The organism is Lentilactobacillus otakiensis DSM 19908 = JCM 15040 (assembly GCF_001434145.1).
Lineage (GTDB): Bacteria > Bacillota > Bacilli > Lactobacillales > Lactobacillaceae > Lentilactobacillus > Lentilactobacillus otakiensis.
In genome coordinates this window covers 117000-135400 of the sequence record NZ_AZED01000003.1, presented here as the reverse complement: position 1 = coordinate 135400, position 18401 = coordinate 117000, and the positions used below count along the sequence as shown (strand labels likewise).

Annotated in this window: 16 protein-coding genes; 5 read left to right on the top strand and 11 right to left on the bottom strand. The window is 42.5% G+C overall.

Features of this window, described 5'->3' with window-relative positions:
- Positions 1–25: 25 nt before the first annotated feature.
- Complete coding sequence (locus tag FD05_RS01025) at positions 26–1030, bottom strand: aldo/keto reductase (protein ID WP_020281568.1); 1005 nt, start codon at positions 1028–1030, stop codon at positions 26–28.
- 85 nt (positions 1031–1115) lie between these two features.
- Between FD05_RS01025 and FD05_RS01020 the strand changes: the two genes are divergently transcribed.
- Positions 1116–1544 (top strand): MerR family transcriptional regulator, encoded by a 429-nt coding sequence (locus tag FD05_RS01020; RefSeq protein ID WP_051990634.1) that lies wholly within the window; start codon positions 1116–1118, stop codon positions 1542–1544.
- Between the two features lie 22 nt (positions 1545–1566).
- On the opposite strand, the gene FD05_RS01015 is transcribed toward FD05_RS01020, so the two are convergent.
- From FD05_RS01015 to FD05_RS01005, 3 genes are all read right to left on the bottom strand, one after another.
- Positions 1567–2367 carry a CPBP family intramembrane glutamic endopeptidase gene (locus tag FD05_RS01015; protein WP_020281566.1) on the bottom strand — a complete coding sequence of 267 codons (801 nt, stop codon included), beginning with the start codon at positions 2365–2367 and terminating at the stop codon, positions 1567–1569.
- Between the two features lie 284 nt (positions 2368–2651).
- Entirely contained in the window at positions 2652–4451 is a 1800-nt protein-coding gene (locus FD05_RS01010) for an ABC transporter substrate-binding protein (protein WP_039933065.1), read from the bottom strand.
- A gap of 216 nt (positions 4452–4667) precedes the next feature.
- Entirely contained in the window at positions 4668–5231 is a 564-nt protein-coding gene (locus FD05_RS01005) for an SOS response-associated peptidase (protein WP_039933063.1), read from the bottom strand.
- Between the two features lie 132 nt (positions 5232–5363).
- Between FD05_RS01005 and FD05_RS01000 the strand changes: the two genes are divergently transcribed.
- On the top strand, positions 5364–6740 hold the full coding sequence (locus FD05_RS01000; protein ID WP_020281563.1) for a hypothetical protein: 1377 nt from the start codon (positions 5364–5366) through the stop codon (positions 6738–6740).
- A gap of 222 nt (positions 6741–6962) precedes the next feature.
- Here FD05_RS01000 and FD05_RS00995 read toward each other — a convergent pair whose 3' ends face one another.
- Genes FD05_RS00995 through hemH form a run of 3 tightly spaced genes read right to left on the bottom strand, consistent with a single transcriptional unit; the run spans position 6963 to position 10058 of the window.
- Positions 6963–7724, bottom strand: a complete 762-nt coding sequence (locus tag FD05_RS00995; RefSeq protein ID WP_039933061.1) for a flavodoxin family protein — start codon at positions 7722–7724, stop codon at positions 6963–6965.
- Between the two features lie 53 nt (positions 7725–7777).
- A complete protein-coding gene (locus FD05_RS00990; RefSeq protein WP_020281561.1) occupies positions 7778–9106 on the bottom strand; it encodes an Nramp family divalent metal transporter in 1329 nt (442 codons plus the stop codon).
- The gene (hemH, locus tag FD05_RS00985; protein ID WP_020281560.1) at positions 9084–10058 is read right to left on the bottom strand and encodes a ferrochelatase; all 975 of its coding nucleotides are present in this window, start codon (positions 10056–10058) and stop codon (positions 9084–9086) included. Before hemH ends, FD05_RS00990 begins: the two co-directional genes overlap by 23 nt.
- 179 nt (positions 10059–10237) lie before the next feature.
- Between hemH and FD05_RS00980 the strand changes: the two genes are divergently transcribed.
- The 3 genes from FD05_RS00980 to FD05_RS00970 all read left to right on the top strand — a co-directional run bounded on the left by FD05_RS00980 (position 10238) and on the right by FD05_RS00970 (position 13279).
- The gene (locus FD05_RS00980; protein ID WP_039933060.1) at positions 10238–10543 is read left to right on the top strand and encodes a hypothetical protein; all 306 of its coding nucleotides are present in this window, start codon (positions 10238–10240) and stop codon (positions 10541–10543) included.
- Between the two features lie 62 nt (positions 10544–10605).
- Positions 10606–11454, top strand: a complete 849-nt coding sequence (locus tag FD05_RS00975; protein WP_020281558.1) for an aldo/keto reductase — start codon at positions 10606–10608, stop codon at positions 11452–11454.
- A gap of 178 nt (positions 11455–11632) precedes the next feature.
- The gene (locus tag FD05_RS00970; RefSeq protein WP_051990633.1) at positions 11633–13279 is read left to right on the top strand and encodes a peptide ABC transporter substrate-binding protein; all 1647 of its coding nucleotides are present in this window, start codon (positions 11633–11635) and stop codon (positions 13277–13279) included.
- A gap of 217 nt (positions 13280–13496) precedes the next feature.
- Here the strand turns inward: FD05_RS00970 and FD05_RS00965 are convergent, their stop codons facing one another.
- The 4 genes from FD05_RS00965 to FD05_RS00950 form a co-directional block, all read right to left on the bottom strand.
- Complete coding sequence (locus FD05_RS00965) at positions 13497–13946, bottom strand: MarR family winged helix-turn-helix transcriptional regulator (protein ID WP_020281555.1); 450 nt, start codon at positions 13944–13946, stop codon at positions 13497–13499.
- Between the two features lie 13 nt (positions 13947–13959).
- Entirely contained in the window at positions 13960–15714 is a 1755-nt protein-coding gene (locus FD05_RS00960) for an ABC transporter ATP-binding protein (protein WP_394804947.1), read from the bottom strand.
- Entirely contained in the window at positions 15711–17474 is a 1764-nt protein-coding gene (locus tag FD05_RS00955) for an ABC transporter ATP-binding protein (RefSeq protein ID WP_039933058.1), read from the bottom strand. Before FD05_RS00955 ends, FD05_RS00960 begins: the two co-directional genes overlap by 4 nt.
- A 197-nt stretch (positions 17475–17671) precedes the next feature.
- Positions 17672–18367 carry a glycerophosphodiester phosphodiesterase family protein gene (locus tag FD05_RS00950; protein WP_020281552.1) on the bottom strand — a complete coding sequence of 232 codons (696 nt, stop codon included), beginning with the start codon at positions 18365–18367 and terminating at the stop codon, positions 17672–17674.
- Between the last annotated feature and the right edge of the window lie 34 nt (positions 18368–18401).

Sequence of the window (18401 nt, the reverse complement as noted above, 5' to 3'; positions counted from 1 at the left end):
AAATTTTCGACTGCCTTTCTGTCTGCTATTTAATTGGTTTTTGAGTTGCCAGAATATTGTCAATCTTCTTAAGCTCTTCGCTAGAAAATTCAAGGTTGTCCAAAGCTTTGACATTGTCGAGTAATTGTTCTGGGCGACTAGCCCCAACCAGGACACTGGCAATTTCTGGTTCGCGTAAGTTCCAAGCCAATGCCATTTCAGCTAATGTTTGGCCACGATCGGCGGCAACTTGATTCAGTTTCTTAACCGTCTTGATGGTTTCTTCAACCTGCTCTTCGTGAAGGAATGGGCTGGTCGACTTATGAGCCCGTGAATCGGCTGGAATCCCATTAAGATACTTGTCTGTTAACAAGCCCTGTGCCAGTGAACTGAAGCTGACAGCTGCTTTGTGTTCCTTCTTCAAAACTGGGAACAAGTCGTTTTCGATATGACGGTCGAACATGTTATACCGGGGCTGGTGAATCACAAATGGCGTCTTCAAATCGTTGAAAATCTTGGTAATTTCTTCAGTTTGCTTGCCATCATAATTCGAAATGCCAATATACAATGCTTTGCCTTCGTGAACCAACTCATCCAATGCAAGCGCAGTTTCTTCGAGTGGTGTGTCAGGATCCAAACGATGAGAATAGAAGATATCAACATAGTCCAAGCCCATCCGCTTCAAACTCTGGTTGGCGCTGGCAATGATGTTCTTGCGAGAACCCCACTCACCGTATGGGCCTGGCCACATGTAGTAACCAGCTTTGCTGGCAATGATCATTTCATCCCGATATGGCTTCATGTCGCCTGCCATAATCCGGCCAAAGTTTTCCTCGGCACTTCCTGGTTCCGGTCCATAGTTATTGGCTAAATCGAAGTAGGTGATTCCCAAATCAAAGGCTTGATGAATAATCGCCTTTTGGTTTTCAAATGAATCGACACTTCCAAAGTTATGCCACAAGCCAAGGCTTAAAGCAGGAATTTTCAAGCCGCTTTTGCCCACGCGGTTATAAACCATTTTATCGTACCGATCTTTGGATGCTTTATACATTTCCCCATCTCCTGATTTGTTTAGCTTAAATGTAACACTTCAAGTATACTTGAAGTAAAATTATTTTACTTCTGGAGGCTACTAATTGAAAACGACGACTGTGAAAACCTATTCAATCACCGAAGTGTCAAAAATGTATCACCTGCCGACTACAACACTGCGCTATTACGAGGATTTGGGGTTGTTATATGACATTCCGCGGTTAAAGGGACGCCGGGCTTACACCCAGCAGCACCTCAACCGGCTGGGGGCAATCTGCTGCTTCAAAGATACCGGCATGACGTTAAAGGAACTGCAGGAATTGTTCGAAGCACAGGACGATGATGCTAATTTGGATAAAACCTGTGAGATCTTGGACAATCATTATCAGCGGGTGCTGGAACAACTGGCCCTCTTGGAAAAAAACGAGCGTCATATCAAACGTAAGGTCAGATTTTACCATGACATCAAAACCGCCAAGGAGAATCACTCGAAGATGCCCAATTGGGAAGATTATCGGGATCGGGAATTTTAATGTGTGAGGTTGGGAAGTTTGATCAAGACTTGTTCAGAGCTTTTACCAACCGGTCCTTTAAATGTGAATGAAAGATAATAATCCCACAGATAACATATAAGCAAGCCACGATAATCGAACCCAGTACAGAGGGTTGTGTCTCAATGCCGGCAGATCGAGAGGCAGCGACACTAATCTGGCTCAAATATATCATCGGGAAGTCGATGATAAAGTGTGTAAATATCACTAAGGAAAGTGAGCTTGTCCTGAGATACACTGCGGCAAAGAGGACACCCATTCCAAAAGTTTGAATTAATTGACATCCCGTAGCCAACCAAGACTGACTGGCTAGGTTACTAAGATGCTGGAGACTGAACAAGAGGCTGGACACAATCACCGCAGTGATGATATTTAGACCGCTCGCATGTCGAGCGGTCAATATCTTTAGTAAGTCTACAAAAATGACACCTCTATAAAGAAGTTCTTCAGAAATAGCTGTCAGCAAAGCTAATCCCAAAGTTGGGAAAAGAAACTTAACCGATCCCGAGTGGATAAACAAGCTAATATAGCCAATTCCACCAACCATAAAGATAATTGTCTTGAAATTAAGGGCGAATGAAAAATATAGTTTCTGCTTGACCAACCAATAGTTCAGGCCCAAGACCAGCAACACTTCTATCCCTTTATACAAGAGATTACTGGTCAAGTCTCCAAATGGCATCTTCAAGATAGCCGGCACCAGCACGCCGTTTTCCAGAACTTTTTCAATCACCATAAATAGAATTAACATCCAGATAATCTTGTTTCGATTTGTAGCCGAACCATGTGTCGATAGACTTGTCATGGGGCACCTCACTTTGAAGTTATTTTAGTTCTACATCCAATATACAAAGTTTCAGAATCTTTACCAGCAAGTATTTGTTGCCTTTGCCATTTCGGCGGAAAGTTTGCGGTTGATGGTTCGCGGTTTCTAAGCGTCAATGTCATCCGATTTTTTTGATGATATCTCTACTAATAATGAATCAAACCTTTATCAAGTTCACTTCAGATAGGAAATGATTTACTATAAACACAAAAACGAGTGACATGAGAGAAAAAGTCTTCTCATATCACTCGTTTAATTTACTTTCATTTAGGCTGGTTCGACGTCAATTCCAAATTATCCCAGAAAGTCGGGAACAGATAATTATTGTAAGCTGCCTGCTTAAAGTTCTTCAGCCGATGGTTAACCGGTGTGAAGCTCAGCAAAGTGCTTTGAGGCGCATAAGCAGCCTGCTCGTTCATGTATTCCTGCCATTTCTTGAATTGCTTGGTCCGATAGCTCTGATTCCAGGCTTTACTATTGTTCAGACTGTTAAGCAGTTCGGTATTCTTCTTGGTAACAAAATGCCCCATGTTATAGGTGGCATCTTCGCCATAGAATTGAGTTGGAGTGGGCTCGTAAGTTAACTGCCAGCCACCAACAAAAACATCGATCTTATTTTGCTTAGGTTCGCCCAAAATTGAGTAGAAGCTATTGATTTCAAGTGGTCGGCCATTCGTCATTTGAACGTTCAAGCCCAATTTACGCCATTGTTGAACCTCATAACGGGAAATTTCGTTGCTGGCAGCTGAACCTTGCATGGCACCGAAGTGGATGGTCAGCTTCTTGCCATTTGGTTGAACATACCATTTACCCTTCTTCTTGTAACCAGCGTCCTTCAGTAATTGCTTGGACTTGGCCATATCATATGGGAACCCAGCCGCTTTATCATCATGATACTTTTTGAAAATTGGTGGAATCAAGGTATTTGGACGCCATTGAACACCACTTAAGAGTTTTTTGTTCACTTTGTCCAGGTCGACCGCGTACAGCATGGCCTTTCGCAAGTTCTTATTGCTCATCTTGCTGTGTTTGTACATCACGTTCTTGTTCTTCTTGGTATCAAAGTAACCGACGTTAAAGCCAAAGTAGCCGTAACTAAGTCCTGGCGCCCCTGCCAATGTATAACCTTTGATGTTCTTAACAGACTTGTATTGACTGGCAGGTAAACCACCGAGTGCAAAGTCAAACTTCTTGGCTTTAAAGGCTGCCGCAGCGTTACTTGATGACACCACTTGGATGTTGATATGTTTAATCTTTGGTTGTGGTCCCCAGTAGTACTTGTTAGGCACCCAAGCGGTTGATTCCCCTTGGACCTGATTCTGAAGTTTGTAGGGTCCTACAAACACTGGGTATTTTCGGACTGCTGGTGCAGATGACAGTTTGGAAATCTTGACATTTTTGATGTGGTTATATGGCACGACAGTTCCCCAAAGAAAGGAATTCCCGGCATACTGCATCGCTGGTGAAAGCCGGGTGTAGTGAATCACGACTTGTTTCCCGTTTTGACCGTCAGGATAAGTAATCCCAGAAATGGTTTTGGCTTTGCCGGTATGGTAGGCCGCCATTCCTTTGATGGTTGCCATATCTGAGGAATACTGTTCAGCGGCCGTGTTCTTGTTACCAATAATCTCGTAGGCATACTCAACATCCTTGGCAATCACTGGGCTGCCGTTCGACCATTTAGCATCTTTTCGAATCGTAATCGTGGCAGTATTGTCAGATCGATCCAGTTTCAGATTGGCCAAACCACCCTTTACAATTTTGAAATCCTTGTTACTCTTGAAAAGTTGATCACCACCGCCTGGCGAATAGACATCAGAATCCTCAACATTATCTTGCAAAACAGCCAGGGTAATCCCGGTAAAGGGTGCATCAACAACTTCAGCAGCATTCAATGTACTGTCGTTACCTGCTTGGGTCGCCTTCCCGGCTGCACTATACGTTGTCGGCATCGAAATTGGTTTGGATTGCGTCTCAGAATTTTTGTTATTCGAACAGGCTGCGAATGCCAGTGTCGAAAGACTGATCGCCCCTAACGCCAACCACTTCTTCATAGTTTTCATGGCAATATCTCCCTCGTAATATATGATATTCAAATGAGACTTTTCTAATATTATTTTAATTATATATCTCATGTGTAAGATATTGCAACACGCAAACCGGAAACCAAACAAAAAAGGCCAGAGATTTCTCCCCGACCAGATCCTAGTGATTGCAAAATGTTTTTCATTAATTTGGGATTTAGCTCCCATATAGATAATACCACACAATGGTATGTTTTAAACACCCCGTGAGCTAAGTAATGGCATTGAAGCTGTTAAGAAGCGGTTCGCAAACTCATAATTATTTAACCAGGGCTTAATTTGGTCTTTCTTCAAAATCAGTGGCATCCGGTCGTGAATACTTGCAACCGATTGATTTGGCGCGGTTGTCAACAAAATACTCTGTGGAGTCCCATCAAAAATATTGTAGAAGCCACCAATATAAAGTGGTTCCGGATCGTCACCATAATTAAACCAATATTTATCTTTATCCTTCGACCACTCAAAGAATCCGGAGGTCGGATACACGCACCTGCGCGTTAGAAAAGACTTGGCAAACATCTTTTTGTCATTGACGGTTTCCGATCGGGCATTAATGATCAATTGACCTTGCTTGAAGCCAGGAAATCCCCACTTCATTGCAACAACCTGAACCTGATCTTGTCCAGGTATGACCAATGCAGTCTGGTCTGATGGGAACACCTCACCAATTTTTGGTTGGTAGCCATTACTCGTTGCCAGCTCATAGATTCGATTAATTTCTGGATTCTTTTTTGGTTCAAACATAAAACGTCCACACATCAAAATCACCTCGAAGAAATTGTAACATGCCATTTAAGGCATAGTAACTGAAAGCGGTAGCAACCATGCATAATCTATGGTAATATCGATTTAAATTATTCCGATACTGTTAAGGGGGAGTGCGAGACGATTATGAATTCCGAAGAAAAACAATCACTCATTAAAGCGGTCAACGAGGCCTCTCCAGAAGGACTTAGACAATTCATAATTAATCAGGCACAATTCGATCCAACATTTTTCAGAGACGTAACAGCTCAATTTGGTGACTTGGATACTGATGCAGAATTAGTGCAAACTAAAAAGTTAATCCAAAGCACCGTTCGAAAGAATAAGTCTTATGGATTTATTGATTACCAAGGCTGTATTGTGGTCTGCAACGTGTTGGACGATGTCATCAACAAATACATGCTGCGATTCAGACAGGGGCACTATCACCACGCCATGAACGGTCTACTGTTAGTCGTCGAAGCCGCAGGCAAGATGCTCAGTGATGCCGATAGCAGCTCCGGGGCGCTTACCGATACGCTTGACCGAGTCTTCGGTTCAATGAAAAACTTAAGCACCAACATTGCTCCCGAGATTCTGGAATCACAAAAAGAAATTGTGATTAAAGATGTGGTTCGCGTTTTCAAACGAAAACTCTTTTCGGGATGGCCTGAAGAACGCTATAAGGTCCTGTACAACGTGTTGCCCCTCGTCACCGTCAAGTCTGCCAAGTCCATGCAAACTGCTTCCAGAGCTGTCATTAAAGCCGCTAACGAAGGCTATGATACCGTTCAGTCCGAAATTTATGATAAGATCCTGCATGCTCGCATACTGATTCAACTTGGGCAAAAATCAGAAGCTGAAAAATTTATGGAGGAAAATAAGAACATTCCACAAATTCGCGAAGTTGAGATTCAAAATTCCCTTATTAACAAAAACTATTCCAGAGCTGAGGAACTGTGTCTGGAAGCTTCAAAGCAAGACCAAGGTTGGCGACGAATTTGGGAGCAATACCTGATCAAGATTTATGATGCCACCGACCAGCAGCAGAAGCAAGAAGGCGTCCTCGAAACGCGATTATTTGCTAACTATCCCGATGCATATGAACCACTGAAAAAGCTTCGGGAACAAGATGGATCTTGGGAGGGTCAGTATTCCAAGTTCCTTGAGCAAGCAGCTAAAAAGCTGACTCCTGAAAATTATGCCTTTATATTGGCAAAAGAACGCGAATTTGCCAAACTCATTAAAGTCGTCATGCAGCATCCTGAACTCACAGAAACCTACAGTAAGGATCTCTACGCGAGTTATCCAGACATTGTCAATAAACTGTATTACCAAAATGTGGTCGTCAACGAAAAACATCCCGGTCGCCAAGCTTACCGGCGAATGGGGCGACGAATTAAGAACTATGCCTCTTTTGGCAGTCGTGAAACTGCAGCGAAATGGATTGACCGTTTAATTGCGGAATACCCATCTCGGCCTGCATTAGCCGAAGAACTTAATAAAGTTAGGCAGAAACTCTGATCAAAAAAGGGCTGTACAAAACTAGCGTTTTGTTAACAACCCTTTTGTGCTTTTATATAACTAGAACGTGTTTTGAAAGGCTGCTTCCTATGCATAGCTACGAATAACTTTCCGAGCTTTCAGCTCAAAAAATTATCCTAGGTTATGCTACGACGGCCATGAAATGCCTAACCTACTCGGCGGAAGCAAAACCGCCTTTCGTCACACTCCATATTGTTTGAATTAACGCCGTCGATGCTTCACAACCGTAAAGAAATGAAGAATGCATCCCAACAACACATAGAAGATCAGAACAAACGAAGCATATCGCCACCAAAAATCAGCGGTGGAAACTAATCGCAAACCGACTTGAATTCCCATTGTCAGCAGGGCCATCACTGCAACCATGAAGAACAATTCAATATATCGTTTCAATGTACTATCATCTCTCTTTTGTTCAGTATTCAGGCGGGCACCCCATTTGAGGCAGGCCTGTTTTTTATTCTCAGGTAATTCTTTCATTCCCCATGTATTAGTCAATACCAGTTCATGAATCTTGATCACACCGGCGGCAGACATCACTTTGTCGATGGTTCGGAAACTTTGATCGGTAACCCCGGTCACCCAGTTTTCAAATGTCCCAGTGAAGCAATCCGTAATGCTTAAGTAGTGCTTATTTTTAAACCGGTCTGGATGAGTGCCACCATCATGGTCAAACCGCACCAATCGTTGGCGCATACAGTCAAAAAAGTCTTTCATCTTACCAGCTAAGCCACCCCAATAAGTCGGTGCAGCAATCACCCAAACATCGCTATCGAGCATTTTCTGTTCAAGTTCATCCAAGACTGGATCTTTATGATTGCCTTGATCCGGCTTAAATGGATAATCCTCCAAGTACACCATATCGGTGGTATTCGGTGCCTTGACAGCGGACAGAACCGTTTCCAACATCATGTCGGTTGCACCGTCACTTCTGTGTGAGCCTAAAATTCCAAGTATCTTCAAGTCCAATCCCCCCACTTTATTAATTTTAAAATGCTGTATCTAGAATTCTGTATTTAGAACGCTGCGATCACAAACTGCAAATTCAAAATGGTAATAATTGATGTCAGCAGATAACCAACAATTGTCACATACCGCTGGTTGGTGTGAACCCCCATCAAATCATGGTTGCTGGTCAGGGCCACCATTGGGAATAACGTAAACGGCAGTGCAATCGATAACGCAATCTGAGCATACACAATAATTTGTTCAAAGTCGTGATCATTGAACCCAACCAGAAACCCAATTGCCAAAATTGGAATCAAAGTCACAAACCGGGTGAGCAATCGCCGTTCCCACAGTGGTAATCGGATGTGCAGATAGCCTTCCATGACAATTTGGCCGGACACCGTACTGGTAATTGAGGAAATCATCCCTGTAATCAGCAACGCGAACGCAAACAAGGTACTCATTAACGGACTGGCAAGGTTGCCGACAATCGCCGAGTTCTTCAAACCATCATAAACATCCTGGAACGCCGACAAATGACCGCCAGCATGGAAGAACAAAGTTCCACCCAACACCAGCAGCAAAGCATTGATCAGAAATGCCGCCACCAAATGGACATTGGAATCCCATTTGGCAAACCGAAGCGCTTCGTTAACCTGAGCCGGATTATGATAATCATACCGGCGACTCTGCGCTAACGAAGAGTGGAGATAAACATTGTGCGGCATGATGGTTGCCCCAACAATCCCCAAACTCATAATCAGCATTTCATGATTGGTTAAAATCTTGGGTGTCGGAATCAATCCACCAGCAATCTGAACCAGGTTTGGGGTTGCCCGGGATACCTCAACTCCAAAAATAACGCCGACAATCAGGATTGCCGTCAAAACGATAAATTCGATTCTTCTAATTCCAAATCTTAAAAATAATAGCACTAACAAAACATCGAATATCGTCAGGAGAATTCCATAGACTAATGGCAATCCAAACAGCAGTTTCAACGCTATCGCAGTTCCAACAACACCGGTCATATCAGTTGCCATCATGGCCAGTTCGTTGATAAACCAGAGGGTGTAGCGCCCAGACTTGGAAACTTTCTGTGCAATAGCCTGGGCAAGATCTAAGCGCGCTACCACGCCTAATTTAATTGACAGTGTCTGCATGAACATAGCCACCAAAATCGACATCAGCAGCACTGAAAGCAATGTGTAACGGTACTGACTACCGCCAGAAAGTGAAGTCAGCCAATTTCCGGGATCCATATAGCCAACTGCAACTAATGCGCCAGGACCACTGTATGCCAGGAATTTCTGGACAAACGAAGTTTCATAAACGCTCGGGGCTTCAACACTCTGGTTAATTTCATCAAGGCTCTTATGCGTTTTTTCCTGGCTCATTGGCGTCGCCTCCCTGAAGCTGCTTGACACTTAAGTCAGCTAGGAAATGGCAAAATTCATCACTGCCATTCATCGGCTTAACTGCGTCAAAGACGTTGCCTCCGCTTGCCTTGAAGGTCTGATAATTCTGAACATTATTCTCCTCAATTGTCTCCAAACAGTCTTCAACAAATGACGGAGTCACCAGTAACACATTTCGTTTGCCCATAGCCGCGAGTTCCATCAGATAGTTCTTCAAGTATGGTTTCAGCCAGGGCATCGGGCCAAATTTAGACTGAAATACCGTCTTAACTTTATCCTTCGGTACCTTGGTGAGGTACTTCATCACGCCTCGGGTCGTTGCTAGACACTCACCTTCATACGGATCCCCCTTCTTAATCATCGACATCGGAATCCCATGATAACTGAAGATGACTGCATCATAGTTCTTCTTGGGATAAGCTTCATCCACCTGTTTGGCTAAAATTTGCTGGTAGACAGGTTCATCATAAAAGTTCTTGATGATATGTGTCGGTACTCCAGATGATTCAACTTTTTCGATAATCGTATCGTGGGTACTCTGCGTATAATTGGGAAATAGCGGCAGGACGACAATCTCAACGTCACCACGATCCTTCATCTCGTGCAAAACATCCACAATTTTAGGTGACCCATAATTCATCGCATACTGAACATCCCAATCGGCTAAATCCTGTTGGACTTTTTGCTTCATGATTTCCGTGTACGCAGTCAAAGGAGAGCCTGCTTTGGTCCACATGTGCTGATAAAAAGTTGCTGATCGCCACGTCCGCGTTGGTAAAATCATCCCACGCAAAATAGGCTGCCAGAACCATTTCGGCAGCGTGACAACATTTTGATCACTCAAGAATTCTTTCAAATACGCTTTAACATCTTTATTACTGGGTGATACCGGTGATCCCAAATTCACAAGTAACAAGCCATTTTTCGCCAAGACGATCCCCTCCTCGTCATATAATATATATTTTAGAGGTTTACCATGTGAAACACAATTCAATGATACATAAATTCGGACATACTATGGAAATGTTCGTCGTTTTGAACTTAATTAGCCATGGACAATGAAATTGGGTGCCAGGTTGGGTACAATGGAGGAAGGAAGGACGTGATACCTTGAACGACTCCAAAGAATATCTGGATTTTTTTAACCAGACTTATAACGACCCCAATAAACATAGCGGATACAGCACAAACAGTAATCTCCGGTTTGAAAGCCGGGCTGATGCCCTGGAAGTAAAAAATATGCTGATCGAAAAAAGCCCAAGCGCAAAAAATTATAATTTTAGTGTGGAATACATCAACCCAAATAAATCGATGCAAGTCGGCTGGTACATCACTGTTAAAAAGATCGATAAGACACCAGTTCAACCAAAGCCAAACAATAATTCTGATAACAAAAATCAAGCAACAAAAAAATAAACTGACTTTTATGCGTAACTAATTAACAGAAAGGTCAGGCAAATCAGTATGGAGGTATGATAATGGCAAATGAAACGATTCCTGAAATAACTTTGAATGATGGTTACAAAATGGCTGCGATTCAATTTGGTACCTTTCAAATTCGCGGCGGTCAAGGACTCCAGCAAACAATGGCAGCGATTAAAGATGGTTACCGAGGCTTGGATACTGCCACCAACTACGATAACGAAGGAATGGTCGGCGAAGCAATTCGTCGATCAGGCATCCCTCGTTCAGAGTTTTTTGTGACCTCAAAGCTGCCCGGAAAATACCATCGATATGATGAAGCAACCAAGGCCATCCAAGAATCCTTGTACCGTTTAGGCCTTGATTATTTTGACCTCTACCTTATCCATTGGCCACTGCCAAAACGTGATCACTACGTTGAAGCATTTCAAGCAATGATTGATGCTCAAAAGCGTGGTCTGATTCGTTCAATTGGTGTTTCCAATTTCGAGCCTGAACATCTAGACCGTTTGATTAAAGAAACCGGCGTCACACCTGCAGTCAATCAAATTGAGGTGCATCCTTATTGGAATAATGAGCGCATGCTCAAAGAAGACCAGCAACGTGGGATTGTGACCGAGGCTTGGAGCCCACTGGGTCGCGGCAGTGCTGCATTGAAGGAACCACTGATTCAGGAATTGGCGAAGAAATACAACAAAAACGTCGGCCAGATCATATTGAGATGGCACACGCAACGAGGTATCATCCCAGTTCCGCGCTCGAGCAATTTAGTTCACCAACGCGCCAACAAAGATATCTTTGATTTTAAGCTAACCGGTGACGAAATTAGTGCAATCAATGGTTTAAGCAAACCTGATGGCCGTGTGGATGGACAGGATCCGAATTCGTATGAGGAATTTGAGTAGATCGTATCTAATTAAGGGACCCCCCTACAATCCACTGATTTGCCACCCCACCGCATTTTATGGTAATATTATTGACCTTGACACTAACAAATTCCAAGTAACTCATCAAATTAATCAACGACTGACCAGCAATCACCAACGTGCTGGCAGTTTTTATGTCAAAAAAGAGGGGTAAATCGTGAAATTCAATAAACACTTATTAACAATTACCGGAGCACTCGCACTCATACTGGTGCTGGCTGGATGTGGAAATAACACTTCCAAACAATCCAGCACTCAGATGGCTAAAAATCAGACGGTCAACATCAGCACCGATTCCGAAATTTCAACTTTGGATACTGCAAAAGCATCCGACAGCGGTAGCCTCACACCCCTTTATCAAATTAGTGAAGGGATTTATCGACTCGGTCCAAATTCAAAGATTGAAAATGCTTTGGCCACCAAAACTCAGGTTTCAAAAGATGGCTTGACTTACAAATTCACTCTACGAACAGACGACAAGTGGAACAACGGTCAACCGGTCACTGCCAACGATTTTGTTTACGGATGGCGACGGGTTGTGAATCCCAAGACGGCAGCCGGTTATTCATACTTGTTTGAGGGTGTAAAGAACTATAACGCCATCCAGAAGAATCGCATGTCACCCAACAAACTTGGTGTGTCAGCGCCTAACAAGCACACTCTGGTTGTCCATTTAAGTCATCCGGTACCATACTTCAAATTGCTGCTGGCATTCCCAACTTTCTTCCCACAACAGGAATCCGCAGTTAAGAAGTATGGAAGCAGTTATGGAACAAACAGTGCCAAAACCTCCTATAACGGCCCATTTAAACTGGCCGACTGGAACGGAACCAGCGATACTTGGACGATGAAGAAGAACCCCAACTATTGGGACAAAAAAGACGTTAAGCTCGATACTCTCAAGTTCCAAGTTGTTAAAACACCAAGTACCGGACTTTCCCTTTATCAACAAAACAAACTGGATGTTGTCACCCTATCTGGTGAAGAGGTCCCTTCATACAAGAACCGGCCAGAATTCAAGAAATTCGTCGGTGGCTCCACCATTTATCTTGAAATGAATCAAAAGCGGGTTAAGGCTTTAAAAAACGTCAAAGTTCGCCAAGCCTTATCACAGATTATCAATAAGAAATCATTAGCGACTCAAGTGCTGCGTGATGGTTCAACGGCTCCAAAAGGGTTTGTTTCCACCAATTTCTTCAAGAATCCGAAAACCGGTGCCGACTTTGCCAGTGACGCCTATGAAAAATCAGGCGTTGCCTACAATGAAGCCAAAGCAAAGAAGCTCTGGGCTCAAGGTCTGAAGCAGGTTGGCAAAAAGAAGGTTCACCTGTCACTGTTAAGTGATGATACCGATCAATCAAAGAAGACCACTCAGTATCTTCAGAGTCAATTTAACAAGCTACCGGGTTTAAGCATTACGATCCACAATGTTCCAACCAAGAGTAAGTTGTCCCGTTCAACAAGCGGTGACTTTGACCTGGTTATCTCATCTTGGGGTGCCGACTTTGCCGACCCAATCAACTTCTTGGATCTGTTAACCAAGAGCAACCCAACTAATAACGGTCACTGGGTCAACGCCAAGTATGATAAATATATTGCCGCATCGAAAACTACTGATGCCAACAATCGCGTTAAACGCTATGATGATTTGGTAAACGCCGAGAAGGTCTTAATGAAGGACCAAGGTGTTATCCCACTTTATCAACCAGCCAACGCCCAACTCTGGCGAACAAATATCCGCGGTTTTGTGTGGAATCCTGCTGGAATGAGCAACGGCTATAAAGGCCTATACGTAACCAAATAGACAATTAAACAGTTACAATCATAATGCAACTTCATTAACGGAGGCTGGAATAAAAATTAAAATTTTATTCCAGCCTCCGTTTGCATTCAAATATAAACTGCATAAAGGCCCCTTTTCATCCATCCAAAAACTCCTTCCTAGGCGATCAAGCTTTATTGCTTGACTGCCCAAGAAGGAGTAAGTCTAAAATGTTTTACCGTTAATTGCTTTCAAGTTGTTACTTTTGCAGGTTTCTCACAGACAGTTCCAATAATTCTCTGAATTTTTGAACATCGGATTGACTCATCCCCTGTGTCATCCGTTCTTCAATCTGGGCAAAAAGGGTTTCAAAGTCCTTTTGGTGCGCCTGCATCTGTTCTCGAGTTTTTTGGGTTAACTGAACTTGTTTAAATCGTTTATCTTCCGGCGATGGAAGAACAGTGATGAAATGATTTTCCCTAAGTCGTTTTACCAATCCGTTAATTGTCGGTCTACTCAAATAAAATATATTTTCCAGATCTCTCTGGTAGACGACTGTATCCTCATGAGTTAATAAATAACCCAATAATCTGGCCTGGGTCCCAGTCAGATATGGAACATCGTTTGCTGCAGAAAGCTGATTATCTAATTCCCGTTCAAATAACGTATTAACAGCTTTAATTAATGGTCCTAATTGATCGTTTTTCATTTAACATACCTCTTTATGAAGTTAGGCTTTCAAATTGACTATTATAAAGGTTAGCATAAAAACCGTTTTCATTCATTAGTTGCTGATGATTTCCCGTCTCTAAAATTTTACCGTCTTTTAGCACGATAATCTTATCAGCATTCTTGATTGTCGATAATCGATGGGCAATCACAAGCGATGTCCGTCCGGTTGTCAAAACATCCATCGCTTTTTGGAGTTGCTCCTCAGTTCGAGTATCGACAGAGCTGGTGGCTTCATCAAGAATTAGCATTGGCCGGTTTCGAACTAGCGCTCTGGCAATGGTCATTAATTGCTTCTGACCAACCGACAAGGTCACAGAATCATCAAGAACAGTATCGTATCCATTTGGTAATGTTCGGATAAAGTGATCAATACCAACCGCTTTAGCTGCTTCAATCACCTTATCATTATCAATTTCTGGATGGTTATATTTCAGATTGTTCATGACAGTGTCTTCAAATAGCCAAGCATCTTGGAGAACCATATCAAACTGATCACGAATGCTTTGCTTTGTGACAGTGTTAATATCCTGGCCGTCGATCTTGATTGAACCTTCGTCAATTTGATAGAAACCCATTAACAAACTAATTAACGTTGTTTTTCCTGAGCCGGTTGGGCCAACGATGGCCACCTTTTCGCCAGGTTTGATATTGGCGTTAAAATCTTTGATAATTGTTTGATCATGGTTGTATCCAAACGAAACATGTTCAAAATCAATCTGACCCTTAGCATCTTTCAGTTCACTGTCGGCTTTCTGGTCAGCTGAATCCTCTGGTTCTTCAATAAACTCGAAGACCCGAAGTAACGCTGCTCGAGCAGATTGGAGGCTGGAAAAAGCTTGGGTAATCTGAGAAAGTGGCTGTGTAAAGATCCTAACGTATACCATAAAGGCAACTACAACACCAATTGTAATTGTGTTGTTGAGTACCAGTAACGCCCCAATAACGCTCACTGCAACATAGCTAAAATTACCAATGAATGTCATCAGTGGCTGCATAATACCAGAGATGAACTGAGACTTCCAGACGCTGGTGGCCAGCTTCTGATTCCGTTCAGAAAATTCTTTCTTGGCATTTGCAGTACCGTTATATGTCTTGACGACCTGATGGCCTGAATAAACTTCCTCAACATAACCTGATACCGACGCAAGGTTATTTTGCTGCTGATTAAAATATTTTTGAGAATGTGTGAGAAGAACCACTGTTAATAAGATGCCAATAAACGCAGATACAACAGCAGTAATGCTCAAGATCCAGTTGGTAAATGACATCATAATAATTGTTCCAGCAATTAAAACAATCGAAGAGATTAGGGTTCCCAAGCTCTGATTTAGCGCTTGGCCAAATGTATCCAAATCATTGGTTACCCGACTCAAAGTGTCGCCTTCATCATGCTTATCATAGTATGAAATTGGCAAACGATTGATCTTTTCACTAACCTTGGTTCGTAAATCACGGGTAAAGTATTGTGAAACATTGGCCATCAAGAACCCCTGACCATACGACATCAATGCGCCAACACCATAGATGATCGCTAAAATGATCACAATTCTCATCACATGACCAACATCAATACTACCCCGCAAACCATTGGAAACCAAATTGGTAATTTTACTTAGTTGGCCAGGCCCTACAATTGTCGTTATACTGCCAAATACAGCAAGGAAAACAGCAATAATCAACTGAGGAATATAGGGTCTTCCATACTTTTTAATTCCCGAAACTAAATGAGTTTGTGTTTTCATTATGCTAATTCCTCCTTTGATAACTGTGAGTATGCAATCTCTTGATAGACTCGATTATCTTTTAGTAACTGTTGATGGGTTCCTTGACCGACAACTTTACCACTGTCAAGAACCACAATTTCATCGGCATCCATAATCGTACTAATTCGCTGCGCCACAATGAGTTTGGTTGTACGACGATGATTCTGTTTTAGCGCATCTCTCAATTTACGATCGGTTGCGTAGTCCAAGGCTGAAAATGAGTCGTCAAACATCAAGACCTCTGGATCCCGCGCAATTGCTCGGGCGATTGCTAAGCGTTGTTTTTGTCCACCAGAGAAGTTATCACCGTGTTGGGCAACGGGTGCGTCCAATTGCTGTTCATTTGAACCAACAAACTCCCATGCTTGAGCTGTCTTCAACGCATTGATAATCTTTTGGTCATTCATCTGACTAGTCTGGCCAGTCTCACCAAAGTCGATATTTGATCGGATCGTCCCACTAAACAGAACAGCTTTTTGAGGAATATATCCCAACCGATTATTCAAGTCTGATTGAGAGTAATTACGGATATCAACGCCATCGACCAAGATTTGACCACTGGTAATGTCATATTGACGCGATAACAAATTGAGTACCGTACTCTTCCCGCTACCGGTTGAGCCGATAAAAGCGACTGTTTGTCCGGGTTCTGCTTTGAATGACAAATGGTCAATGGCACTTGCTTCAGCGTCTTTAAATTTAAAGGAAACATCTTTGAACTCAATCGTTCCCGTCAAAGTTGGTGTTTGCTGAGTCTGCTTTGCATAGTGGATACCGGGTTCAACACTCAAAACTTGGTTGATCCGACTAGCTGAGACGGTGACACGAGGTAAAATGACAAAAATGATTGATAACAGCAGGAAAGCTGTGATGATCTGCATAGCGTATGATGAGAACACAATCATATTGCTGAACAGCGTTAACCGTGCGGCCCCCATTGTGGCATTTTCAATCAATACCGCTCCAATGGCGTAGACGGCTAAGGTAAGACCGTTGGAAATTAACGTCATCAGTGGATTCATCATTGCAAGAACTCGATTGGCAAATAAGTTAGTGGTCGTTAAGTTTTTATTAGCCTTATCAAACTTTTGATTTTGAAATTTTTCAGCGTTGAAAGCATGAACAACGCGCAAACCACTCAAATTTTCACGAACGGTTTGATTTAATTTATCAGTTAACTTCTGAACTTTCTTAAAACGTGGCTGAACCAACGTCAGAATAATCGTCAAGACAACAATCAGGATTGCCACCGCAATGCCCGTTGCAGTTGTCCACTGCCAACCTTTGTTAGCAATCTTTGTGATTGCCCAAACCGCCGTAATGGGCGCTTTGATGGTCACTTGCATTCCCATTGCAATAAACGTTTGAATCTGAGTAATATCATTCGTTGTTCGTGTTAACAAGCTGGGAATGGAAAACTGACTGATATCTTCAGTCGAGTAGTCGCTTACCCGATTAAATACCTTGCTTCGAATCCTGGCACTAAACCCGGAAGCGACTTGGGCAGCGAAGTAACCAACAACAATTGCCGACAGCATACTCAGGATAGAAAGGGCCAGCATCTTTGAGCCTGGACTTAAGATATCCATTGTCGTGCTTCCTTGCGTTCCCAGTGCGTTTGTAATTTGAGTCATATAATCAGGAATTTTCAATTCAAGCCATACCTGAATGGCGATGAACACCGTGCTAATTGCGATCATGGTATAGTCTCGCTTATTAAGTTGTTTTAGTAGTTTGAACATTTTTTCATCTCCGTTAAGATTCTATTAGCATGCTAATTACATGGGAGGGATTTTTGATAGAAATATTTTTGACTCCTCACTTGATTAGCATGCTAACTATTATATCGCCTTGGTTTAAAATGTCAACTCTTATATCGCAAAAACCCGACAAAAAAAGGAACTGAAAAATTCAGTTCCTTAGTTCGATACGAGTTTAGTTACATTGCAACCGCGTTATTCTTCAATCTAACGGCCTGCTCGAAGTTATCGGTGATAATGCCAGCGACATGATCGGCCAACAATTTCTTCTGGTCTTTAGGATCATCCACCGTCCAAATACGTTCAGCAACATTTGGCAATGGTTGATAATGACTTAAATGAAGTCCAGATAAATGATCCTTAACAATCAATGCCTTAGCATCCTGAATCACGTGATCGGATAATAAACAGTATTGCTGTGATGGATCAATCTTGTAAGCAATCTTGAGTGAATCCAGATTAAATGAAGAGAAGATAACTGGATAAATCAAATCGTATTGCTTTACTAAATCAAGCACAATCTGTTCAATATTTGGATAATGAATCTTGTTGGTCTTGAATTCCAAGTTCAAATGCACTGGGCGATGAACAGCTAATGCCAACAATTCTTTCAATGTCGGAATGGTCTCGCCATCCCGCATATGAAACTGTTGAAGCTCGTGCAAAGTATACGAGTTAATCAATCCTTTGCCATCAGTGGTGCGGTTAATCTTTTCATCGTGCATGATCACAGGAACGTTGTCCTTGGTCAAATGGACATCAAATTCCAAACCATCGATGCCATGATCAATTGCATACTTGAATCCTTTCAGTGAATTTTCTGGAAACTTGAATGGGTAACCACGATGCCCAAAAATCAATGTTTTGGTAGTCAAAATGGATAACTTCCTTTCAATTCGTAACTCTCTT

Excerpts from the sequence above, each read along its gene's own strand:
- FD05_RS01025 (WP_020281568.1), bottom strand. The coding sequence starts at position 1,030 with ATGTATAAAGCATCCAAAGATCGGTACGATAAAATGGTTTATAACCGC.
- FD05_RS01015 (WP_020281566.1), bottom strand. The coding sequence starts at position 2,367 with ATGACAAGTCTATCGACACATGGTTCGGCTACAAATCGAAACAAGATT.
- FD05_RS01010 (WP_039933065.1), bottom strand. The coding sequence starts at position 4,451 with ATGAAAACTATGAAGAAGTGGTTGGCGTTAGGGGCGATCAGTCTTTCG.
- FD05_RS01005 (WP_039933063.1), bottom strand. The coding sequence starts at position 5,231 with ATGTGTGGACGTTTTATGTTTGAACCAAAAAAGAATCCAGAAATTAAT.
- FD05_RS01000 (WP_020281563.1), top strand. The coding sequence starts at position 5,364 with ATGAATTCCGAAGAAAAACAATCACTCATTAAAGCGGTCAACGAGGCC.
- FD05_RS00990 (WP_020281561.1), bottom strand. The coding sequence starts at position 9,106 with ATGAGCCAGGAAAAAACGCATAAGAGCCTTGATGAAATTAACCAGAGT.
- FD05_RS00975 (WP_020281558.1), top strand. The coding sequence starts at position 10,606 with ATGGCAAATGAAACGATTCCTGAAATAACTTTGAATGATGGTTACAAA.
- FD05_RS00965 (WP_020281555.1), bottom strand. The coding sequence starts at position 13,946 with ATGAAAAACGATCAATTAGGACCATTAATTAAAGCTGTTAATACGTTA.
- FD05_RS00955 (WP_039933058.1), bottom strand. The coding sequence starts at position 17,474 with ATGTTCAAACTACTAAAACAACTTAATAAGCGAGACTATACCATGATC.